The organism is Streptomyces sp. JLYT201, assembly GCF_059448825.1.
This window is the reverse complement of record NZ_CM182551.1, coordinates 1,602,360-1,618,067: the sequence shown is the minus strand read 5'-3', so window position 1 is coordinate 1,618,067 and position 15,708 is coordinate 1,602,360. Positions and strand designations below refer to the sequence as shown.

Here is a 15,708-nt window from a genome sequence, read left to right as displayed (position 1 = left end):
GACCCGGGTCTCAGGACGCCGTGCTCAGGGACAGCGCGAAGCGCCCGCGCTCGTCCGTCCACCAGTGCGTCAGCTCCAGGCCCGCCGCGGCCAGTTCCGACCGGACGCCGTCCTCGCGGAACTTCGCGGAGACCTCGGTGCGCAGGTCCTCGCCCCGCTCGAAGTCGACCGCGAGGTCCAGGGCGGGGATCTTCACCGTCTGCGAGAGCCGGGACCGCAGCCGCATCTCGATCCACTCCCGGTCGCGGTCCCACACGGCCACGTGGCTGAACGCCTCGGGGTCGAAGTCCGCGCCCAGCTCGCGGTTCACGACGTGCAGCACATTCTTGTTGAACGCGGCGGTCACACCCGCCCCGTCGTCGTACGCCGACACCAGGACCGACTCGTCCTTGACCAGGTCCGTGCCGAGGAGCAGCGCGTCTCCGGGGGACAGCAGGCCGCGCACCGAGGCGAGGAACGCGGCGCGCTCGGCGGGCAGCAGATTGCCGACGGTGCCGCCCAGGAACGCCACCAGGCGCGGCCCCGGCGTGCCGGGCAGCGCGAGGCCCTGGGTGAAGTCGGCGATGAGCGCGTGCACGCTCAGGGAGGGCCGCTCCGCGAGGAGCGTGTTCGCCGCGCCGGTGAGCGCGGACTCGCTGACGTCGACGGGCACGTACGTGTCCAGGTCCGTCAGGGCGTCGATGAGGTGCCGGGTCTTGTCGGAGGACCCCGAGCCGAGCTCTATCAGCGTGCGGGCCCCGGTGACCTCGGCGATCCGTGCCGACCTGGCGACCAGGATCTCGCGCTCGGCACGCGTCGGGTAGTACTCGGGCAGGGTGGTGATCTCGTCGAACAGGACGCTGCCGCGCGCGTCGTAGAACCACTTGGGCGGCAGGGTCTTCGGGGTGCGCGACAGGCCGTGCAGGACGTCGGCGCGCAGGGCCGCGTCCGTGGCGTCCTCGGGCAGGGTGCGGGTCAGCAGGAACGGGCTCACGCAGGTGGCTCCTTGAGCGGGGTGAGAAGGACGTCGGTGCGGCTCGCGTGGAGCAGCGTGTGGTCGGGGACCTCGCGCCAGCGCGGGTCGTCGTCGTACGGCTCGGACGCGGCGACGGTGCCGCGCCCGGGCACGGCCAGGTACCACAGGGTGTCGCCCCAGGCCGTCGCGGCGATCGTCGCGCCATCGGTGACCAGCAGGTTCAGCCGTGATCCCGGGGCCGCTTCCGCGACCTCCACGACCGTGTCGGCGAGCGCCTGCGGCAGCGGCTCGCCGCGCCGCAGCCGGGCCTGGACGAGCGCCCAGACCAGCGCCGAGTCGCAGCGCGCCTCCAGGGACAGGAGATCGGCGGCCGGGAGCCCGGCGGCGAGCGGTGCGAGCGAACCGGGCCAGCCGGACACCGCGCCGTTGTGGCTGAACAGCAGGCGGTCCGCGGCGAAGGGCGCCGCGGCGGCCTCCCCGTCCGCCCCGGCCACGGTGGCGTCGCGCACGGCGGCGAGTACCGCCCCGGAGCGCACCACGCGCGCGAGGTCCGCGAACGACTGGTCGCCCCAGATCGGCCCGGCCCGCCGGTAGCGCGCGGGCACCGGGTCGCCGTCGGCGTACCAGCCCACGCCGAAGCCGTCGGCGTTGACCGTGCCGTGCCGCTGGTGCCGGGGCGCCCAGGACTGCCGGAAGAGGCCGTGCTCCGGCGCGACGAGCAGCGCGCCCAGGTGCTCGGGCGCGCCGACGTAGGCGAGGTGACGGCACATCAGCCGAGCTCCGCGGCCAGCTCGGCGGCCGTGGCGTCGCGGGCCGTGCGGAAGCCGGAGAAGATCTGCCGCCGCACCGGGTGGTCCCAGTTGCGGAAGGTGCCCCGGCAGGCCACGGCGTCCACGGAGAAGGCGCCGCCGCGCAGGACCTTGTAGTCGCCGCCGAAGAACACCTCCGAGTACTCGCGGTAGGGGTAGGCGACGAAGCCCGGGTAGGGCAGGAAGTCGCTCGCCGTCCACTCCCACACGTCGCCCATCAACTGCCGTATGCCGAGCGGCGACTCGCCCTCCGGGTAGCTGCCTGCGGGCGCCGGACGCAGATGGCGCTGGCCCAGGTTGGCGTGCCGGGGCGCGGGGTCCTCGTCCCCCCACGGATAGCGCGCCGAGCGGCCCTCGTCGGGCCGGTGGCGGGCCGCCTTCTCCCACTCGGCCTCGGTGGGCAGGCGCCGCCCCGCCCAGCGCGCGTACGCGTCCGCCTCGTACCAGCTGACGTGGACCACCGGCTCCTCGGCGGGCACCGGCTCCACGTGGCCGAAGCGGCGGCGCAGCCACTGCCCGCCCTCGCGGCGCCAGAACAGCGGCGCGGTGAGGCCGTTCTTGCGGACCGTCTCCCAGCCGCGCTCGTGCCACCAGCGCGGCTCCTCGTACCCGCCGTCGTCGATGAAGCGCTGGTACGCGGCGTTCGTCACCGGCGTGGTGTCGAGGAAGAAGGGCGGTACGAGCCGCTGGTGGGCGGGGCGTTCGTTGTCGAGCGCCCAGGGCTCGGTGGAGGTGCCCATGGTGAACGTGCCGCCGGGCACCAGGACTTCGTCCGGGCCGCCGAAGGCCGGAGCGGGCTCCGGGTCGGGGGCGGTGAGCGCCGGGGCGCCCGCCCGCAGCTGATGGGTGATCAGCATGGTCTCGTCGTGCTGCTGTTCGTGCTGCGCGATCATGCCGAAGGCGAAGCCCGCGTCGGTGAGGCCGCGCACCGCCTGCGCGCCGCCCGCGGCGGGCGGGGCGTCCGGCGCGAACGGGGTGCCTTCCGTGAACGGGGTGCTCTCCAGGACGTCGAGCGCCCGGCCGCGCACGTCGGCGGCGTAGCGGCGGGCCTCGTCGGGCGCGAGCAGCGGCAGCGAGGGACGGGCCGCGCGCGGATGCTCGAAGGCGTCGTACAGGGAGTCGATCTCGGGCCGCAGGGCGTCGCGGCCGCCGACCGCGCGCAGCAGCCACTGCTCCTCCTGGTTGCCTATGTGGGCGAGGTCCCACACCAGCGGCGACATCAACGGCGAGTGCTGCGCGGTCAGTTCGGAGTCCTCGACGCAGGAGGTGAGCAGCGCGGTCCGCTCGCGCGCGGCCCGGAGCGCGCCGAGCGCGCGCTCCCGCAGCTCCTCGGGCCCGACGGGCACGCCGTGCGGGGCTCCGGTCGTGGAACCGGTCATCGCGGTACGTCCTTCCCGGGGGCGAGCGCCCCTTGTGCGTCGAGTTCGTCGAGCAGGTCGTCCGCGGGGCAGCGGCCCCGGGCGACGTACCGATCGGAGTACGCCGCGACGGCGGCGAGCACCTCGGGGCCGGCGCCCAGCCGGGGCAGCGCCTCCAGGGCCGCGGCGAAGCAGGCCGTCGCCGCCTCGCGCAGCTCCGGGTCCGCCAGGCCGTCGCGCGCCGCGTCCAGCCACAGCGGGCTGTGCGGCGCGGGCGTCACCCCGGCCCGCTCGGCCAGCGGCTTCACGGTGCGGTAGGCCGTCTCGGCGGCCTGCGCGTCGTCGAAGAGCGCCATGGTCACGGCGAGCGGCACCACCCAGCCGTCCGCGCCCGGCTGCGCGTCGACCATGCGCAGCTCCAGGTGCCCGCGCGGTCTGACCGGCGGGAACAGCGTGGTGAGGTGGTAGTCGAGGTCCCCGCGCGTGGGCGGCCGCGGCAGCCCCGAGCGCACCCAGGACCGGAAGCTCAGGCCCTGGGGGACCAGCCACGGCACCCCGTCCCCGGCCCCGGAGCGCCCGGTGTCCGCCGAGTCCGCGGTGTCCGCCGTGCTCGCCGTGTCCGCTGTGCGTACGCACATCACCGGCGCGTCCAGGGCGTGCCGCGCCCAGGCCGCCCGCGGCTCCTCGTCGAGCGCGGGCGCGCCCGACCGGCCGGGGTCGATGCCCGCCCACACGGCCTGCCGCGTGGACCGCCAGCCCGTGGCCCGGCCGTCCTGCACCGGCGAGTTGGCGAACGCCGCCACCAGGACCGGGCCGAGCAGGTGCGCGAGCCGCCAGCGCCGGGCGAAGCCGAGCGGCCCCGGCTCCGCGTACCCGGCGTCCAGGCAGATCTGCACGGACGCCGTGGAGCACATCATGCGGCGGCCCGCCTCGCCCGCGCGGTCGAGCCAGCACTCCATGGCGTCGTAGCGCGGCTCCCGCAGCAGCCGCGTCGGGGCGCGCCACGGGTCGGCGCCGAGGCCGGTGAGCGTGAGGTCCAGGGGGCGGAGCGTGTCACGGACGACGGTGAGATCGGCCGTCACGGCCGATACGCACTCCATGAGCGAGGCGGCGGGCAGCGAGCTGAGCTCCAGCTGACCGCCGGGTTCCACGGTGACCGCCGAGTGCAGGGATTGGGTCCGCAGGGCCGCGCGGGCGGTCTCGACGCGGGCGGACGTGACGGGAAGGCGCGGTGAGTGCCGGTCGTGGACGAGCCATTCCAACTCGACGCCGACGGTGGCGGGCGGTCCGTTCTTGAAGCAGATGCCGCGCACCAGGGCCTCGACCTCCGCCTCGGTCACGGCGTCCCGAGGACGCACGCGACGGTTCGTACAGTCTCCTTCTGGCATGCCGGGGGTCCTCCTGTTCCGGGCGGCCCGGACGTCGCGTCCGGGCAGCGCTCGTAACACCCAAGACCTTGAAGCTATTTCGCACAAGACGGCCCCGGGTGGCCGGGAAGTGCCGTTGTGGTGAACGACGGCCGCGCCACGCCGTCCGTTCACGCACCACACGAGGGGTTTCTTCCAATAGACCACGCGCGTGCCGTTCCCGCACGGGATGGCCGAAACGGCACGTCCGCCCCTGGAGGAGCGCCGGTCAGCCGCGGGGCGCGGGGTGCTCGACGCGGTACTGCTCCGCGAGTTCGTCGAAGACGTCGCTGGTCGGCCCGCCCAGGACGGCCGGGTGGGCGCCGCCCACGAAGGACCGCACCCGGTCCGTCACCTCCACCGCCTTCGCGGCGCTCGCGTAGATGCCGAGCACCAGGGAGCCGTCACCCGCGGTGAAGCCCCAGGGCACCTCGCAGGGCCCGGCGTGGTCCTCGACGGGACACAGCAGGCGGGCGAGGGGTTCCTGGAGCGCGAGCGCCGCTTCTGTGTCGGCGAAACCGTGGATGTGGATCTCGTAGAGCTGCACGGGCCAGACGGTAGACGGCGCAGTCATGAGACGCACGGCATTTTCGGGCGCCGCCAAAGGCTTCGGCGCGCCCTCTCAGGGCGCCGTACGCGTGCCCGCGAGCTCCGGCCAGTGCGCGTGCCAGCGCCGGTCCGCCTCCAGCTGGGCCGCCAGGGAGATGAGCAGCGGCTCGCTGCCCGCGGGGCCGAGGAGCTGGGCGCCCACCGGGAGGCCGCCCGCGACCCGGCCCGCGGGGACGTTCACCCCCGGCCAGCCGAGCACGTTCCACGGCCACGCGTACGGGCACGCCGCGATCATCGCCTGGTCCGTGCGCCAACCGCTGAGCCCCGCGAGGGCCCCGACGGGCGGCGGCGGGGTGGCCGTCGTGGGCGCGAGGACCACGTCGTACCTGGCGAAGACGGCGCCGACCCGGCGCTGCAGGGTCGCCTCCGCCCGCCGGGAGAGCCGCAGCGGCGCACCGCCGAGCAGCCGCCCGAGCCGGGCGGCCTCCTTGGTGCGCGGGTCGAGCAGGGCGGGGTCGGGCACCTCGCGCACCCAGTCGGCGACGCCCGCCGTGGCCCGGGGCACGAAGGCCAGGCCGATCTGGCCGTAGCGCGGGTCGGCCTCCTCCACGTCGTGCCCGAGCGCGGCCAGGCGGTCGGCGAGCTCCACGACCTTGGCGCGCACGAGGGGGTGCAGCCGCTTGGGCGTGGCCGTGAACGGGGTGCGCAGGGAGAGCGCGACGCGCAGCCTGCCCGGCTCGCGCGCGGCGGCCTCGGCGGCGCGGATCGCGGACGGCTGGTGCGGATCGTCCCGGTGGTTGCCGCTCGCCGCGTCCAGGAGCAGCGCGGCGTCGGCCACGGTGCGCGCGAGCGGGCCGTTGACGGTGATCCCGTTGAACGCCTCGGGCCACGGCCACGTCGAGATGCGTCCGCGCTGCGGCTTGACCCCCACGAGATGGGTCCACGCGGCCGGGATCCGCACCGAGCCCGCGCCGTCCGAGCCGAGCGCCACCGGGACCAGGCCCGCCGCGACCGCCGCGGCCGAGCCGCCCGACGAACCGCCCGGCGTGTGACCGGTGTTCCACGGATTGCGGGTGGCGCCGAAGGCGGGACCTTCCGTGAACGGCCACTGCCCCAGCTCGCACGTGTTGGTCTTGCCGACGATGACCGCGCCCGCGGCCCGCAGCCTGCGCACCGCCTCCGCGTCCCGCGCCTTGGGCGGGAAGTCGCCGGGGCAGCCGAACGCCGTCGGCTCGCCCGCCACGTCCGTGTCGTCCTTCACCGCGAGCGGCACCCCGAGCAGCGGGGCACGGGCGCCGCTCGCCAACTGCCGGTCGGCGGCGTCCGCTTCGGCGAGCGCGGCCTCGGCGCGCACCACGCGGAAGGCGTTGAGCGTGGGCTGCGTCGCCAGGATCCGGTTCAGCGTCCGCTCGGTGAGTTCGCGTGCGGACACCTCGCCCGCGCTGAGCGCGCGGACGGTCTCCGCGAGGCCTTCGGAACGGTCGCTGCTCATGTCGGGGCACCTTCGGTCGGGCGGCGCGGCCGCGGTTGCTTACCGCACGGTAGCTTCCGGCGGGCCAACGCGGTATCGGGGCGGCGGAGTTCACCCCCGTCCGCCGCGCGCGCTGCGCCGGGCCGCGGCGCGCGTGAGCGGCGTGTGCCGCCCCGGCCGAGCCGCGTGTGCGCGGGCAGCGGCGTGCGTGACCTCCCGCGCTACCAGCCACGATGGCGTGCGCGCCCGTGCCCCGTCGACTGCCCGGCAGCGCCCCCGCGCCCGCCTGGGTGCGCCCCGGGGCCGTCTGGAAGGATTGCCTTCGTCATGGTGCAGATACCGAAGCAGCAGGCCGCGCCGGACCCGGCGCCGACCGCGCCGAGCCCGCCACCCGACCCCGAGCCGCAGGACGCCGAGCAGCGCGTGCCGCACTCCGTTCCGACCAGCGCCGACGTCGCCCGCCTCGCGGGCGTCTCGCGCGCCACCGTGAGCTACGTCCTGAACAACACCAGTGCCGTGCGCATCAGCGAGCCCACCCGCCGCCGCGTCCGCGAGGCCGCCAAGGAGCTCGGCTACGTTCCGCACGCGGCCGCCCGCAGCCTGCGCGCCGGGCACACCCGCATGGTCCTCATGCCCACGCCCCAGATCCCCGTGGGCCCGCTCTTCAGCGAGTTCTTCAGCGAACTCCAGTGGGCGCTCAGCCGGTTCGACTACACCGTCGTGCAGTACGGCAGCCTCGGCCTCACCGGCGAGGAGGCCGCCCGCGCCTGGGCCGAGCTGCGCCCGGTCGCGGTGCTCGCCCCCGACGCGACCGCGCTCGGCGCCCGCGGCGTCTCCGTCCTCAAGCGCTCGGGCGCCAAGGCGGTGTTCACGCTCGGCCCGCAGCGCGCCGAGGGGGCGCACGCGCTGCTCATGGACCAGCGCCTGGTCGGCCGCAGCGCCGCCGAGCACCTGCTCGCCCGCGGCCGCCGCCGCATAGGCGTCGTGGTCCCCGAGGAGCCCGGGCTCGAACCCTTCTCGCGGCCGCGCCTCGACGGCGTGCGGGCCGCCGTGCGCGGCGCGGGCGACGGCGGGGTGACCGAGCTGCCGCTGGGCTACGGCGAGGACTCCGCGGCCCGGCTCGCGGGCCGCTGGCGCGGGCTCGGCCTCGACGCCGTCTTCGCGTACAACGACGAGTACGCGATGCTCCTCATGCGCGCCCTCCAGGACGAGAGCATACGCGTCCCGGACGACGCGGCCGTCGTGGGCGCCGACGACCTGATGCTCGGGCGGCTCCTCCGCCCGCGCCTGAGCAGCGTCCGCATCGAGCTGCCGTCGGGCCGCGGCCTGGCCGAGCTGGTCGACCGGGTGGTGCGGGAGCCCGGGGCGCGGCCGGAGGTCCACGACGTCCTCGGTGCGAGCGTGGTGCACCGCGAGTCGAGCTGAGCCCCGGCCCGGCGCCCCGGAGCAGGTGTTACGCCTCCTGCTCCTTGGCCTGCTGCTCCGCGACCGACTTGCGGACCTCGTCCATGTCGAGCCGCCGGGCCTGCCCGATCACGTCCTCCAGGGCGGACTCCGGCAGCGCGCCCGGCTGCGCGAACACCGCGACCTGGTCCCGGACGATCATCAGGGTGGGAATCGACTGGATGCCGAAGGCAGCGGCGAGCTCCGGCTGTGCCTCCGTGTCGACCTTGCCGAAGATCAGGTCCGGGTTGGCCTCAGCGGCCTTCTCGTAGACCGGAGCGAACTGGCGGCAGGGCCCGCACCAGGACGCCCAGAAGTCGATCAGTACGAAGTCGTTCTCCGTCATCGTCTGGTCGAAGTTTTCCTTCGTGAGCTCCACGGTCGTGCTCATGATGAGTCTCTCTTCCTGGTGGGGGCGAAGCCGTCGTGCACAACGGCCGCGGCGGCGGCCGTATTCCGCGCGCGTACCCGTGTGGCCACGCCGCACACCTGGCACCAGACTGGCCCCATGACGCAATCCACGGACGCCACGGGCGCAGCAGCGGACAACACGTACGACGTAGTGGTCATCGGGGCCGGACCAGTGGGGGAGAACGTCGCCGACCGGGCGCGCGCGGCGGGCCTCAGCGCGGCGATCGTGGAGAGCGAGCTGGTCGGCGGCGAGTGCTCGTACTGGGCCTGCATGCCCAGCAAGGCGCTGCTGCGGCCCGTCGTGGCCCGCGCGGACGCGCGCCGCGTGCCGGGCCTGCGCCACCTCGTCGAGGGCGCCCTCGACGCGTCCGCCGTCCTCGCCCACCGGGACGCGTACGCCTCCCACTGGAAGGACGACGGCCAGGTCGGCTGGCTGGACTCGATCGGCGTGGACCTGTTCCGCGGCCACGGCCGGCTCGCGGGCGCGCGCCGGGTGAGCGTGACCGCCGCCGACGGGACCGTCACGCACCTGGCGGCCCGGCACGCCGTCGCGGTGTGCACCGGCAGCCGGGCCGTGGTCCCCGACCTGCCCGGCGCCGCCGACGCCAAGCCGTGGACCAGCCGCGAGGCGACCAGCGCCGACCACGTGCCCGGCCGCCTGGTCGTGGTCGGCGGCGGCGTGGTCGGCGTGGAGATGGCCACGGTCTGGCAGGCGCTCGGCTCCCGGGTGACCCTGCTGGTGCGCGGCGAGGGCCTGCTGCCCAAGATGGAGCCGTTCGCCGGGGAGCTCGTCGCGGAGGCGCTGCGCGAGGCGGGCACGGACGTGCGGACGGACACCTCGGTGAAGGCGGTGCGCCGGGACGGCGCCGCGGTCACCGTCGAGCTCGACGGCGGCGACCGGATCGAGGCCGACGAGGTCCTCTTCGCCACCGGCCGCGCCCCGCGCACCGACGACCTCGGCCTGGACACGGTCGGCCTGGAGCCCGGCGCGTGGCTGTCCGTCGACGACAGCTGCCAGGTCGCGGGCAGCGACTGGCTGTACGCCGTGGGCGATGTGAACCACCGGGCGCTGCTGACCCACCAGGGCAAGTACCAGGCACGGATCGCGGGCGCGGCGATCGCCGCCCGCGCCCGGCGGGTGCCGATCCTGGAGACCGACCGGTGGGGCGCCCACAGCGCGACCGCCGACCACGACGCCGTCCCGCAGGTCGTCTTCACCGACCCGGAGGCGGCGTCGGCGGGCCTCACCCTCGCCGCCGCCGAGGAGGCGGGCCACCGCGTGCGCGCCGTCGACTACGACCTCGCGTCCGTCGCCGGGTCGGGCCTGTACGCCGACGGGTACCGGGGCCGCGCCCGCATGGTCGTCGACCTGGACCGCGAGGTCGTCCTCGGCGTCACCTTCGTCGGCCCCGGCGTCGGCGAGCTCATCCACTCCGCCACGGTCGCCATCGCGGGCGAGGTGCCCATCGACCGCCTGTGGCATGCGGTCCCGGCGTACCCGACGATCAGCGAGGTGTGGCTGCGGCTCCTGGAGACGTACCGGGGCTGACGGGCTCCCCGGCGGCGGTGGCCGGCCGGGAGCCGCCCCGTCAGCGGGGCACGGCCGGCCGGCGGCCGTGCCCCTACGCCCGCCTCCGCGCGGCCCGGGAGGGCCGCAGCGCCGCGAGCTCGTCCTCGCCCTTGCCGCCCCAGACCCCCGACGTCTGGCCGGAGCTCAGCGCGTACGTGAGGCACTCACGCGCCACCGTGCAGTGCGCGCAGATGCGTTTGGCCTCCTCCTGTTCCTGCTCGGCCGGTCCGGAGGTGCCGACGGGGAAGAACAGCTCGGGGTCCTCATCAGCACACGCGGCCCGGTGGATCCAGTCCTGTCGCAGGGGCACCGTTTCCATGCGGCGGCGGGTTCCCAGGAGCGAAGGGGACGAAACGGCCTCGTCCGGTCAGCCGTCCGCGAGGATCGCCTCCAGATGCCGGAGCGCCGTCGTCACACGCGCCGGGTCCTGCTGGAAGAACGGGTCGTCGGGGACCGGCAGCGACCCGGCGAGCGCGATGCCCCGCCCGCGCGCCCACGTCGCGTCGTCGGCGCCGACCGCCGCCCGGAACGCGGCGCGGGCCTTCGCGGGCAGGAACATCCACGCCGGGATCAGATCGCACGCCGGGTCGCCCACGGCCAGCGTCCCGAAGTCGATGACGGCGCTGAGCCGCCCCTCGACCGCCAGCAGGTTGCCGGTCGCCAGGTCGCCGTGCAGCCACACCGGCGGACCGTCCCAGGCGGGCGCGGCGAGGGCCTGCTCCCACACCGCCGTGACCGCGTCGGTGTCGACCGTGCCGTCCAGCTTCGCGATCTTCGCCCGCACCGTGGAGTCGGCGGCCAGCTGCGGGCACTCGGTGCCCACGCGCGTGCCCCGGAAGGCATTGCTCCACTGCGGCGGCGGCCCGTCCGTCGCGTCGATCCGCTGCAACGCCCTGATGAAATCGGCGAGTTGCACCGCGGCTTCCTGCGGATCCGCCAGGCCGTCCGTCGTCGCGGGCTCCCCCGGAAGCCAGCGGCAGACCGACCACGGGAACGGATACCCCTCGCCCGGCTCGCCCTGCGCCAGCGGCTGCGAGACCGCGAGCGGCAACTGCGGAGCCAGCCAGGGCAGCCAGCGCTGCTCCCGCTCGACCTGGCCGGTCCAGCGGGCGTAGCGGGGCAGCCGCAGCGCCATGTCGTCGCCCAGGCGGAAGGTCGCGTTGTCCATGCCGGAACGCGGCACCGGGGTCACGGGCAGGTGGGCCCAGCGCGGGAACTGCGCCGCGAGGAGGCGCCGTACCAGCGGCTCGTCGATGGTGACCGCGACCTCGTCGTCGTCCAGGGCGTCCGGGACGTCGTGCTCGCCGCTGCCCTGCTCGCTGATGTCCTGCTCGTCGGTGGCGCGCTGGTCGATGTCCTGCTTGACGATGTCCTGCTTGTCGTACGTCTCGTCGGTACCGCTCGATGACACGGGAACTCCTCGGCCGGGCCGTGTGCCCGGCGCCTTCGTCGACCTGGTGGAAGGTGCCCCATCCCACCCGTCGGCCGGATCCGCTGTCCACCGAGTTTCCGCGCGCCCCGTGCGGCCCGTCAGCGCCGCGGCGCCGAGGACACCTCGGAGCCCCACCGCCACGGAGCCGCCCGGCCGCTTCAGTTGGTGCCGGCGGTGACCGGTGTCCGGCTCTCGCGCACCGCCCGGTCCGGCCCCGCGGAGCCTTCCGCGGACGGCGCCGGGACCGCGGCACCGCCCCCGCCCGGCCCCCGCAGCCGCCGCAGCGCGCGCCGCGCCCGCGCGGGCAGGAGCCGCCGCCAGGCCCGTCGGCGGCGGGTGGAGCGCAGCTCGGCGAAGAGGCGTTCGTGCCGGGCCGCGATCGGCTCCGGGTCGTATCTGCGGGCGCTCTCCAGGGCGGCGGCGCCCATCGCGCGCCGCCGCGGCGCGTCCTCGATGAGTTCGAGCAGCGCCTTGGCGAGCGCGCCCTCGTCACCCGTCGGCACCAGGCGGCCGTCGTGGCCGTCGCTGACGATCTCGGCGGGGCCGAGCGGGCAGTCGGTGCTCACCACCGGCACGCCGCACCGCATGGCCTCCACCAGCGTCATGCCGAACGACTCGGCGTCGGAGGCGGACGCGACCACGGAGGCCCGCGCGAACTCCGGCTCGATCGGCGAGCGCACCCCCATCAGCTCCACCTGCCCGCCAAGGCCCAGCTCCTCGACCGCGCGCTCCAGCGGCTCCTTCTGCCCGCCGCCGCCGTAGATCCGCAGCCGCCAGTCGGGGTGCCGCTCCGCGACCGTGGCGAACGCCGACACCAGCAGGTCGAACCGCTTGCCGGGCACGAGCCGCCCCGCCGCGGCGACGACCTTGGCGGTGCCGTCCGAGGGCGGGACCTGGGGCCTGGGCACCATGTTCGGGATGCTCAGGATCCGCACCCCCGGCAGCGGCATCCGCCTGCGGTAGACGTCCGCGTCGGCCTCCGTGGTCGTCACCAGGGCGTCGAGACGGCGGTAGTGGCGCGCGAGTTGGGCGCGCAGCCGCTTGCTGTGCGCGTCGTGCCGCAGGTGCTCCTGACCGACGAGCAGCGCGCGGCGCGGGCCGAACCGCGCGAGGTACACATTGATGCCCGGCCGCGTACCGACGATCACGTCCGCGTCGCAGCGCCGCAGATACGCGGCGACGCGCGCGTCGTGCAGGCGCGTGTACTGGTGGTGGCGCCGCTCCGCCGAAGGGAACGCCTCGGCGGGCTCGGCGAACAGCGGATCGAGCGTGTCCGCGCTCCCTGCCCGGACGTCCACCAGCGGTACGAGCCGCACCCGCGGGTCGACCTCGAAGCGCGGCCGCTCGCGGTGGCGCATCAGCGAGACGATGGTGACGTCGTGGCGCTCGGACAACGCGGACGCGAGGTTGAGGGTGGTGCGGATGGTGCCCCCCACTCCGTACGCGTTGTGCAGCAGGAACACGACCTTCAGAGCCTTCATGCGGAGCTTTCCCCTCGGCGGTGCTCGACAGATCCGCGCGTGGGTCGGGACGCGCGGCCCAATGACACGGCGCAAACGCAGGCCACTTTCCCGCGCCCGGGTAAGCCGGGATTCCGGCCACGGTGAGAGGACGGTAAGAACGCGGCCGCGCGCCGGTGGAACAGGGGCGGTTGGCAGACTAACGGGATGCCGCACACCGAGCCGTTCAGCAACACGCCGACGCCCGGCGGTCCACCGCACACCGTGCTGCTCGCCGAGGACGACCGCGCCATCCGCAACGCCCTGGAGCGCGCCCTGACCTTGGAGGGCTACCGCGTCACGGCCGTCGCCGACGGCGTCCAGGCGCTCGCGGCCGTGCACCGGCAACCGCCGGACCTGCTCGTCCTGGACGTGATGATGCCCGGCATCGACGGCCTCCAGGTGTGCCGGGTGCTGCGTGCCGAAGGCAGCAGGACGCCCGTCCTGATGCTCACCGCCCGGGTGGAGACCGCCGACCGCGTGGCCGGGCTCGACGCGGGCGCCGACGACTACGTGGCCAAGCCCTTCGAGGTCGACGAGGTCTTCGCCCGGCTGCGCGCGCTGCTGCGCCGGGCGGACGGAGCGGCCCTGCCCGGCGGGGGCGTGGGCGAGGAGCCGGACGGCGTCGTCACGGCGGGCGACCTGCGCCTCGACCCCGGGGCCCGCCGCGTCTGGCGCGGCCCGCGCGAAGTGGGGCTCACCCGCACCGAGTTCGACCTCCTGCACCTGCTGGCCCGCAACGAGGGCCTCGTCCTAGACCACGCCACGATCTACGACCGCATCTGGGGCTACGACTTCGGGCCGAGCTCCAAGAACCTCGCCGTGTACGTGGGCTATCTACGCCGCAAGCTCGACGTGCCCGGGGCGCCGCCGCTCATCCACACCCTGCGGGGCGTCGGCTACGTCCTGCGGGCGTCGTGAGCGGCGGCGGCCGCGGCACACCGGACGCCGCCGACGGGGCCCGCCGGGCGCGCGCCCGGATCGGGGTCAGCCTCGGCACGCGGCTCGCCGCCTCCTTCGCCGCGGTCGCCGTCGTCGTGACCCTGCTGGTGGGCTTCCTCAGCTACGACGCCGCGGCCCGCCTCATCCGCCGCGACCAGCACGCCGCCTTCAACGAGGTCGTCGAGGACCTGCGCCAGCAGGTGCGCAGACACCGTACGGGCATCACCGTCGTCTCCGACCTCGACGGCGACGGCATACGCGACGACCTGCTGCGGCCCACCCGCTCCGACGCCCAGGTCCTCGGCCCGCGCGGCGGGGTCACCGAGCGCGGCAGACGCCGCCTGCCGGTGGGCGACGAGGAACGCGCGACGGCCGCCGAGGAGCGGGCGGGCGTGGTGACGCGCCGCGACGTCGAACTCGCCCGCGGGGACTACTGGCTCGTCACCGTCTCCCTCGGCGAAGGCCAGGGCGCCGTCCAGGTGGCACGGCAGTTCAGCGACACCGAGGACCTGCTGCACAGCCTCCAGCGGCGCACGCTGCTGCTCGCCACGCTCGTGGTGCTCGCCGCCGCGGTGGCGGGGTGGTGGCTGGCCCGCCGGATCACCCGGCGTCTGGTGCGGCTCGCCCACGCGGCCGAGGACGTGGCGCAGACCGGCCGCGTCGACCGGCAGGTGCCGGTGGCGGGCAGCGACGAGGTGGGGCGGCTCGGCCGCTCCTTCGACCGCATGCTGGGCCGTCTCGCGCAGGCCGAGGACGACCAGCGGCGGCTCGTCCAGGACGCGGGGCACGAGCTGCGCACGCCGCTCACCTCGCTGCGGACGAACATCGCGCTGCTGCGCCGCATCGACGAACTGCCGCCGCCCGTGCGGGCGGAGCTGGTCGGCGACCTGGCCGACGAGTCGCGTGAACTCACCGACCTCGTCAACGAACTCGTCGCCATCGCGGCGGGCCGCCACGACGACGAACCGCCCGTCGACGTCGTCCTTGCCGAGGTCGCCGAAGAGGCCGCGGCGGTGGCGCGCCGCCGCACCGGCCGTGAGATCGCGGTCCACGCCCGGGACGAGGAGCCCGTACGGGCCCGCCCCGCCGCGGTCAAGGGCGCCATCACCAACCTCTTGGAGAACGCCGCCAAGTTCGACCGCGACGGCACCGCCCCCATCGAGCTGTGGGTCTCCACCGGCCGCGTCGAGGTCCACGACCGGGGCCCCGGCATCGCGCCCACCGACCTCGCCCGCGTCTTCGACCGCTTCTACCGCGCCCCGGCCGCGCGCAGCCTCCCCGGCTCGGGCCTCGGCCTGTCCATCGTCCGGGACGTGGCGGGCGTCCACGGCGGCACGGTGTTCGCCAGGGCGAGGCCCGGGGGAGGGGCGGTGGTGGGCTTCACCCTGGGCGAGCCGTGAGGCCGGGGCGGGCCCGGGCCGCACGGCTCGTGGCCCCGGCCTCCGGGCTGCTCGTGGCCCCGGCCCCCCGGCTGCCCGTGGCCCCGGCCTCCCGGCTACAGAACCAGCTCGCCGTCCAGCGCGGCGGCCATCCGCAGGTGCGGTACGGCCTCCGCGTCCCGGCCCTGCCGTTCGAGGGTGCGGCCCAGCATCAGCCGGGCGTAGCTCTCGACGGGGTCGAGCTCCAGGACCGCGCGCAGCTCGGTCTCGGCGCGGCGCAGCTGGGCCGAGTGGTAGTAGGCGCGGGCGAGCAGCAGCCGCGGCGCGACCTGCTCGGGCACCTCGTCGGCCAGCGGGGCGAGGATGCGCGCCGCCGTCGCGTACTCCTTGGCGTCGAAGAACTGCCCCGCCCGCTCCCAGCGCTCGGCGGCGGTGCCGTGGTCGTAGTAGGTGATGTTCACTGTTTGCCTCCTCGACGGCACAC

Annotated in this window: 15 protein-coding genes; 4 read left to right on the top strand and 11 right to left on the bottom strand. The window is 75.5% G+C overall.

The genetic code is table 11. The features are described from left to right. Positions 1-10: 10 nt before the first annotated feature. The 6 genes from egtD to AC5WAM_RS06725 all read right to left on the bottom strand — a co-directional run bounded on the left by egtD (position 11) and on the right by AC5WAM_RS06725 (position 6,569). Entirely contained in the window at positions 11-973 is a 963-nt protein-coding gene (gene egtD, locus AC5WAM_RS06750) for an L-histidine N(alpha)-methyltransferase (RefSeq protein WP_366793853.1), read from the bottom strand. Beyond that, positions 970-1,725, bottom strand: coding sequence for an ergothioneine biosynthesis protein EgtC (gene egtC, locus AC5WAM_RS06745; RefSeq protein WP_366793852.1), 756 nt, complete (start codon positions 1,723-1,725; stop codon positions 970-972). The genes egtD and egtC overlap by 4 nt, the downstream gene beginning before the upstream one ends. Further along, a complete protein-coding gene (gene egtB / locus AC5WAM_RS06740; RefSeq protein WP_495521963.1) occupies positions 1,725-3,143 on the bottom strand; it encodes an ergothioneine biosynthesis protein EgtB in 1,419 nt (472 codons plus the stop codon). Before egtB ends, egtC begins: the two co-directional genes overlap by 1 nt. Further along, positions 3,140-4,510 carry an ergothioneine biosynthesis glutamate--cysteine ligase EgtA gene (gene egtA, locus AC5WAM_RS06735; protein WP_495521962.1) on the bottom strand — a complete coding sequence of 457 codons (1,371 nt, stop codon included), beginning with the start codon at positions 4,508-4,510 and terminating at the stop codon, positions 3,140-3,142. Before egtA ends, egtB begins: the two co-directional genes overlap by 4 nt. Positions 4,511-4,757: 247 nt before the next feature. Beyond that, a complete protein-coding gene (locus AC5WAM_RS06730; protein WP_495521961.1) occupies positions 4,758-5,102 on the bottom strand; it encodes a hypothetical protein in 345 nt (114 codons plus the stop codon). Positions 5,103-5,150: 48 nt separating this feature from the next. Further along, on the bottom strand, positions 5,151-6,569 hold the full coding sequence (locus AC5WAM_RS06725) for an amidase (RefSeq protein WP_495521960.1): 1,419 nt from the start codon (positions 6,567-6,569) through the stop codon (positions 5,151-5,153). Positions 6,570-6,875: 306 nt separating this feature from the next. On the opposite strand from AC5WAM_RS06725, the gene AC5WAM_RS06720 reads away from it, so the two are divergent. Continuing rightward, complete coding sequence (locus AC5WAM_RS06720; RefSeq protein WP_495521959.1) at positions 6,876-7,973, top strand: LacI family DNA-binding transcriptional regulator; 1,098 nt, start codon at positions 6,876-6,878, stop codon at positions 7,971-7,973. A 28-nt stretch (positions 7,974-8,001) separates the two neighbouring features. On the opposite strand, the gene trxA is transcribed toward AC5WAM_RS06720, so the two are convergent. Further along, positions 8,002-8,382: a thioredoxin gene (gene trxA, locus AC5WAM_RS06715; protein WP_366793846.1), complete on the bottom strand. Its 381-nt coding sequence runs from the start codon at positions 8,380-8,382 to the stop codon at positions 8,002-8,004. 117 nt (positions 8,383-8,499) lie between these two features. On the opposite strand from trxA, the gene AC5WAM_RS06710 reads away from it, so the two are divergent. After that, positions 8,500-9,951: a dihydrolipoyl dehydrogenase family protein gene (locus tag AC5WAM_RS06710; RefSeq protein ID WP_495521958.1), complete on the top strand. Its 1,452-nt coding sequence runs from the start codon at positions 8,500-8,502 to the stop codon at positions 9,949-9,951. A gap of 73 nt (positions 9,952-10,024) precedes the next feature. Here AC5WAM_RS06710 and AC5WAM_RS06705 read toward each other — a convergent pair whose 3' ends face one another. From AC5WAM_RS06705 to AC5WAM_RS06695, 3 genes are all read right to left on the bottom strand, one after another. Next, on the bottom strand, positions 10,025-10,291 hold the full coding sequence (locus tag AC5WAM_RS06705) for a WhiB family transcriptional regulator (protein WP_366793844.1): 267 nt from the start codon (positions 10,289-10,291) through the stop codon (positions 10,025-10,027). A gap of 48 nt (positions 10,292-10,339) precedes the next feature. Further along, positions 10,340-11,254: an aminoglycoside phosphotransferase family protein gene (locus AC5WAM_RS06700; protein ID WP_495523519.1), complete on the bottom strand. Its 915-nt coding sequence runs from the start codon at positions 11,252-11,254 to the stop codon at positions 10,340-10,342. A 308-nt stretch (positions 11,255-11,562) separates the two neighbouring features. After that, complete coding sequence (locus AC5WAM_RS06695) at positions 11,563-12,876, bottom strand: glycosyltransferase family 4 protein (protein ID WP_366793904.1); 1,314 nt, start codon at positions 12,874-12,876, stop codon at positions 11,563-11,565. A 195-nt stretch (positions 12,877-13,071) separates the two neighbouring features. Here AC5WAM_RS06695 and AC5WAM_RS06690 point away from each other — a divergent pair, with 195 nt between their 5' ends. Further along, positions 13,072-13,824 (top strand): response regulator transcription factor, encoded by a 753-nt coding sequence (locus AC5WAM_RS06690; protein ID WP_495521957.1) that lies wholly within the window; start codon positions 13,072-13,074, stop codon positions 13,822-13,824. Further along, positions 13,821-15,245, top strand: a complete 1,425-nt coding sequence (locus AC5WAM_RS06685; RefSeq protein WP_366793841.1) for a HAMP domain-containing sensor histidine kinase — start codon at positions 13,821-13,823, stop codon at positions 15,243-15,245. The genes AC5WAM_RS06690 and AC5WAM_RS06685 overlap by 4 nt, the downstream gene beginning before the upstream one ends. A 95-nt stretch (positions 15,246-15,340) precedes the next feature. On the opposite strand, the gene AC5WAM_RS06680 is transcribed toward AC5WAM_RS06685, so the two are convergent. Beyond that, positions 15,341-15,685 (bottom strand): tetratricopeptide repeat protein, encoded by a 345-nt coding sequence (locus AC5WAM_RS06680; protein ID WP_495521956.1) that lies wholly within the window; start codon positions 15,683-15,685, stop codon positions 15,341-15,343. Between the last annotated feature and the right edge of the window lie 23 nt (positions 15,686-15,708).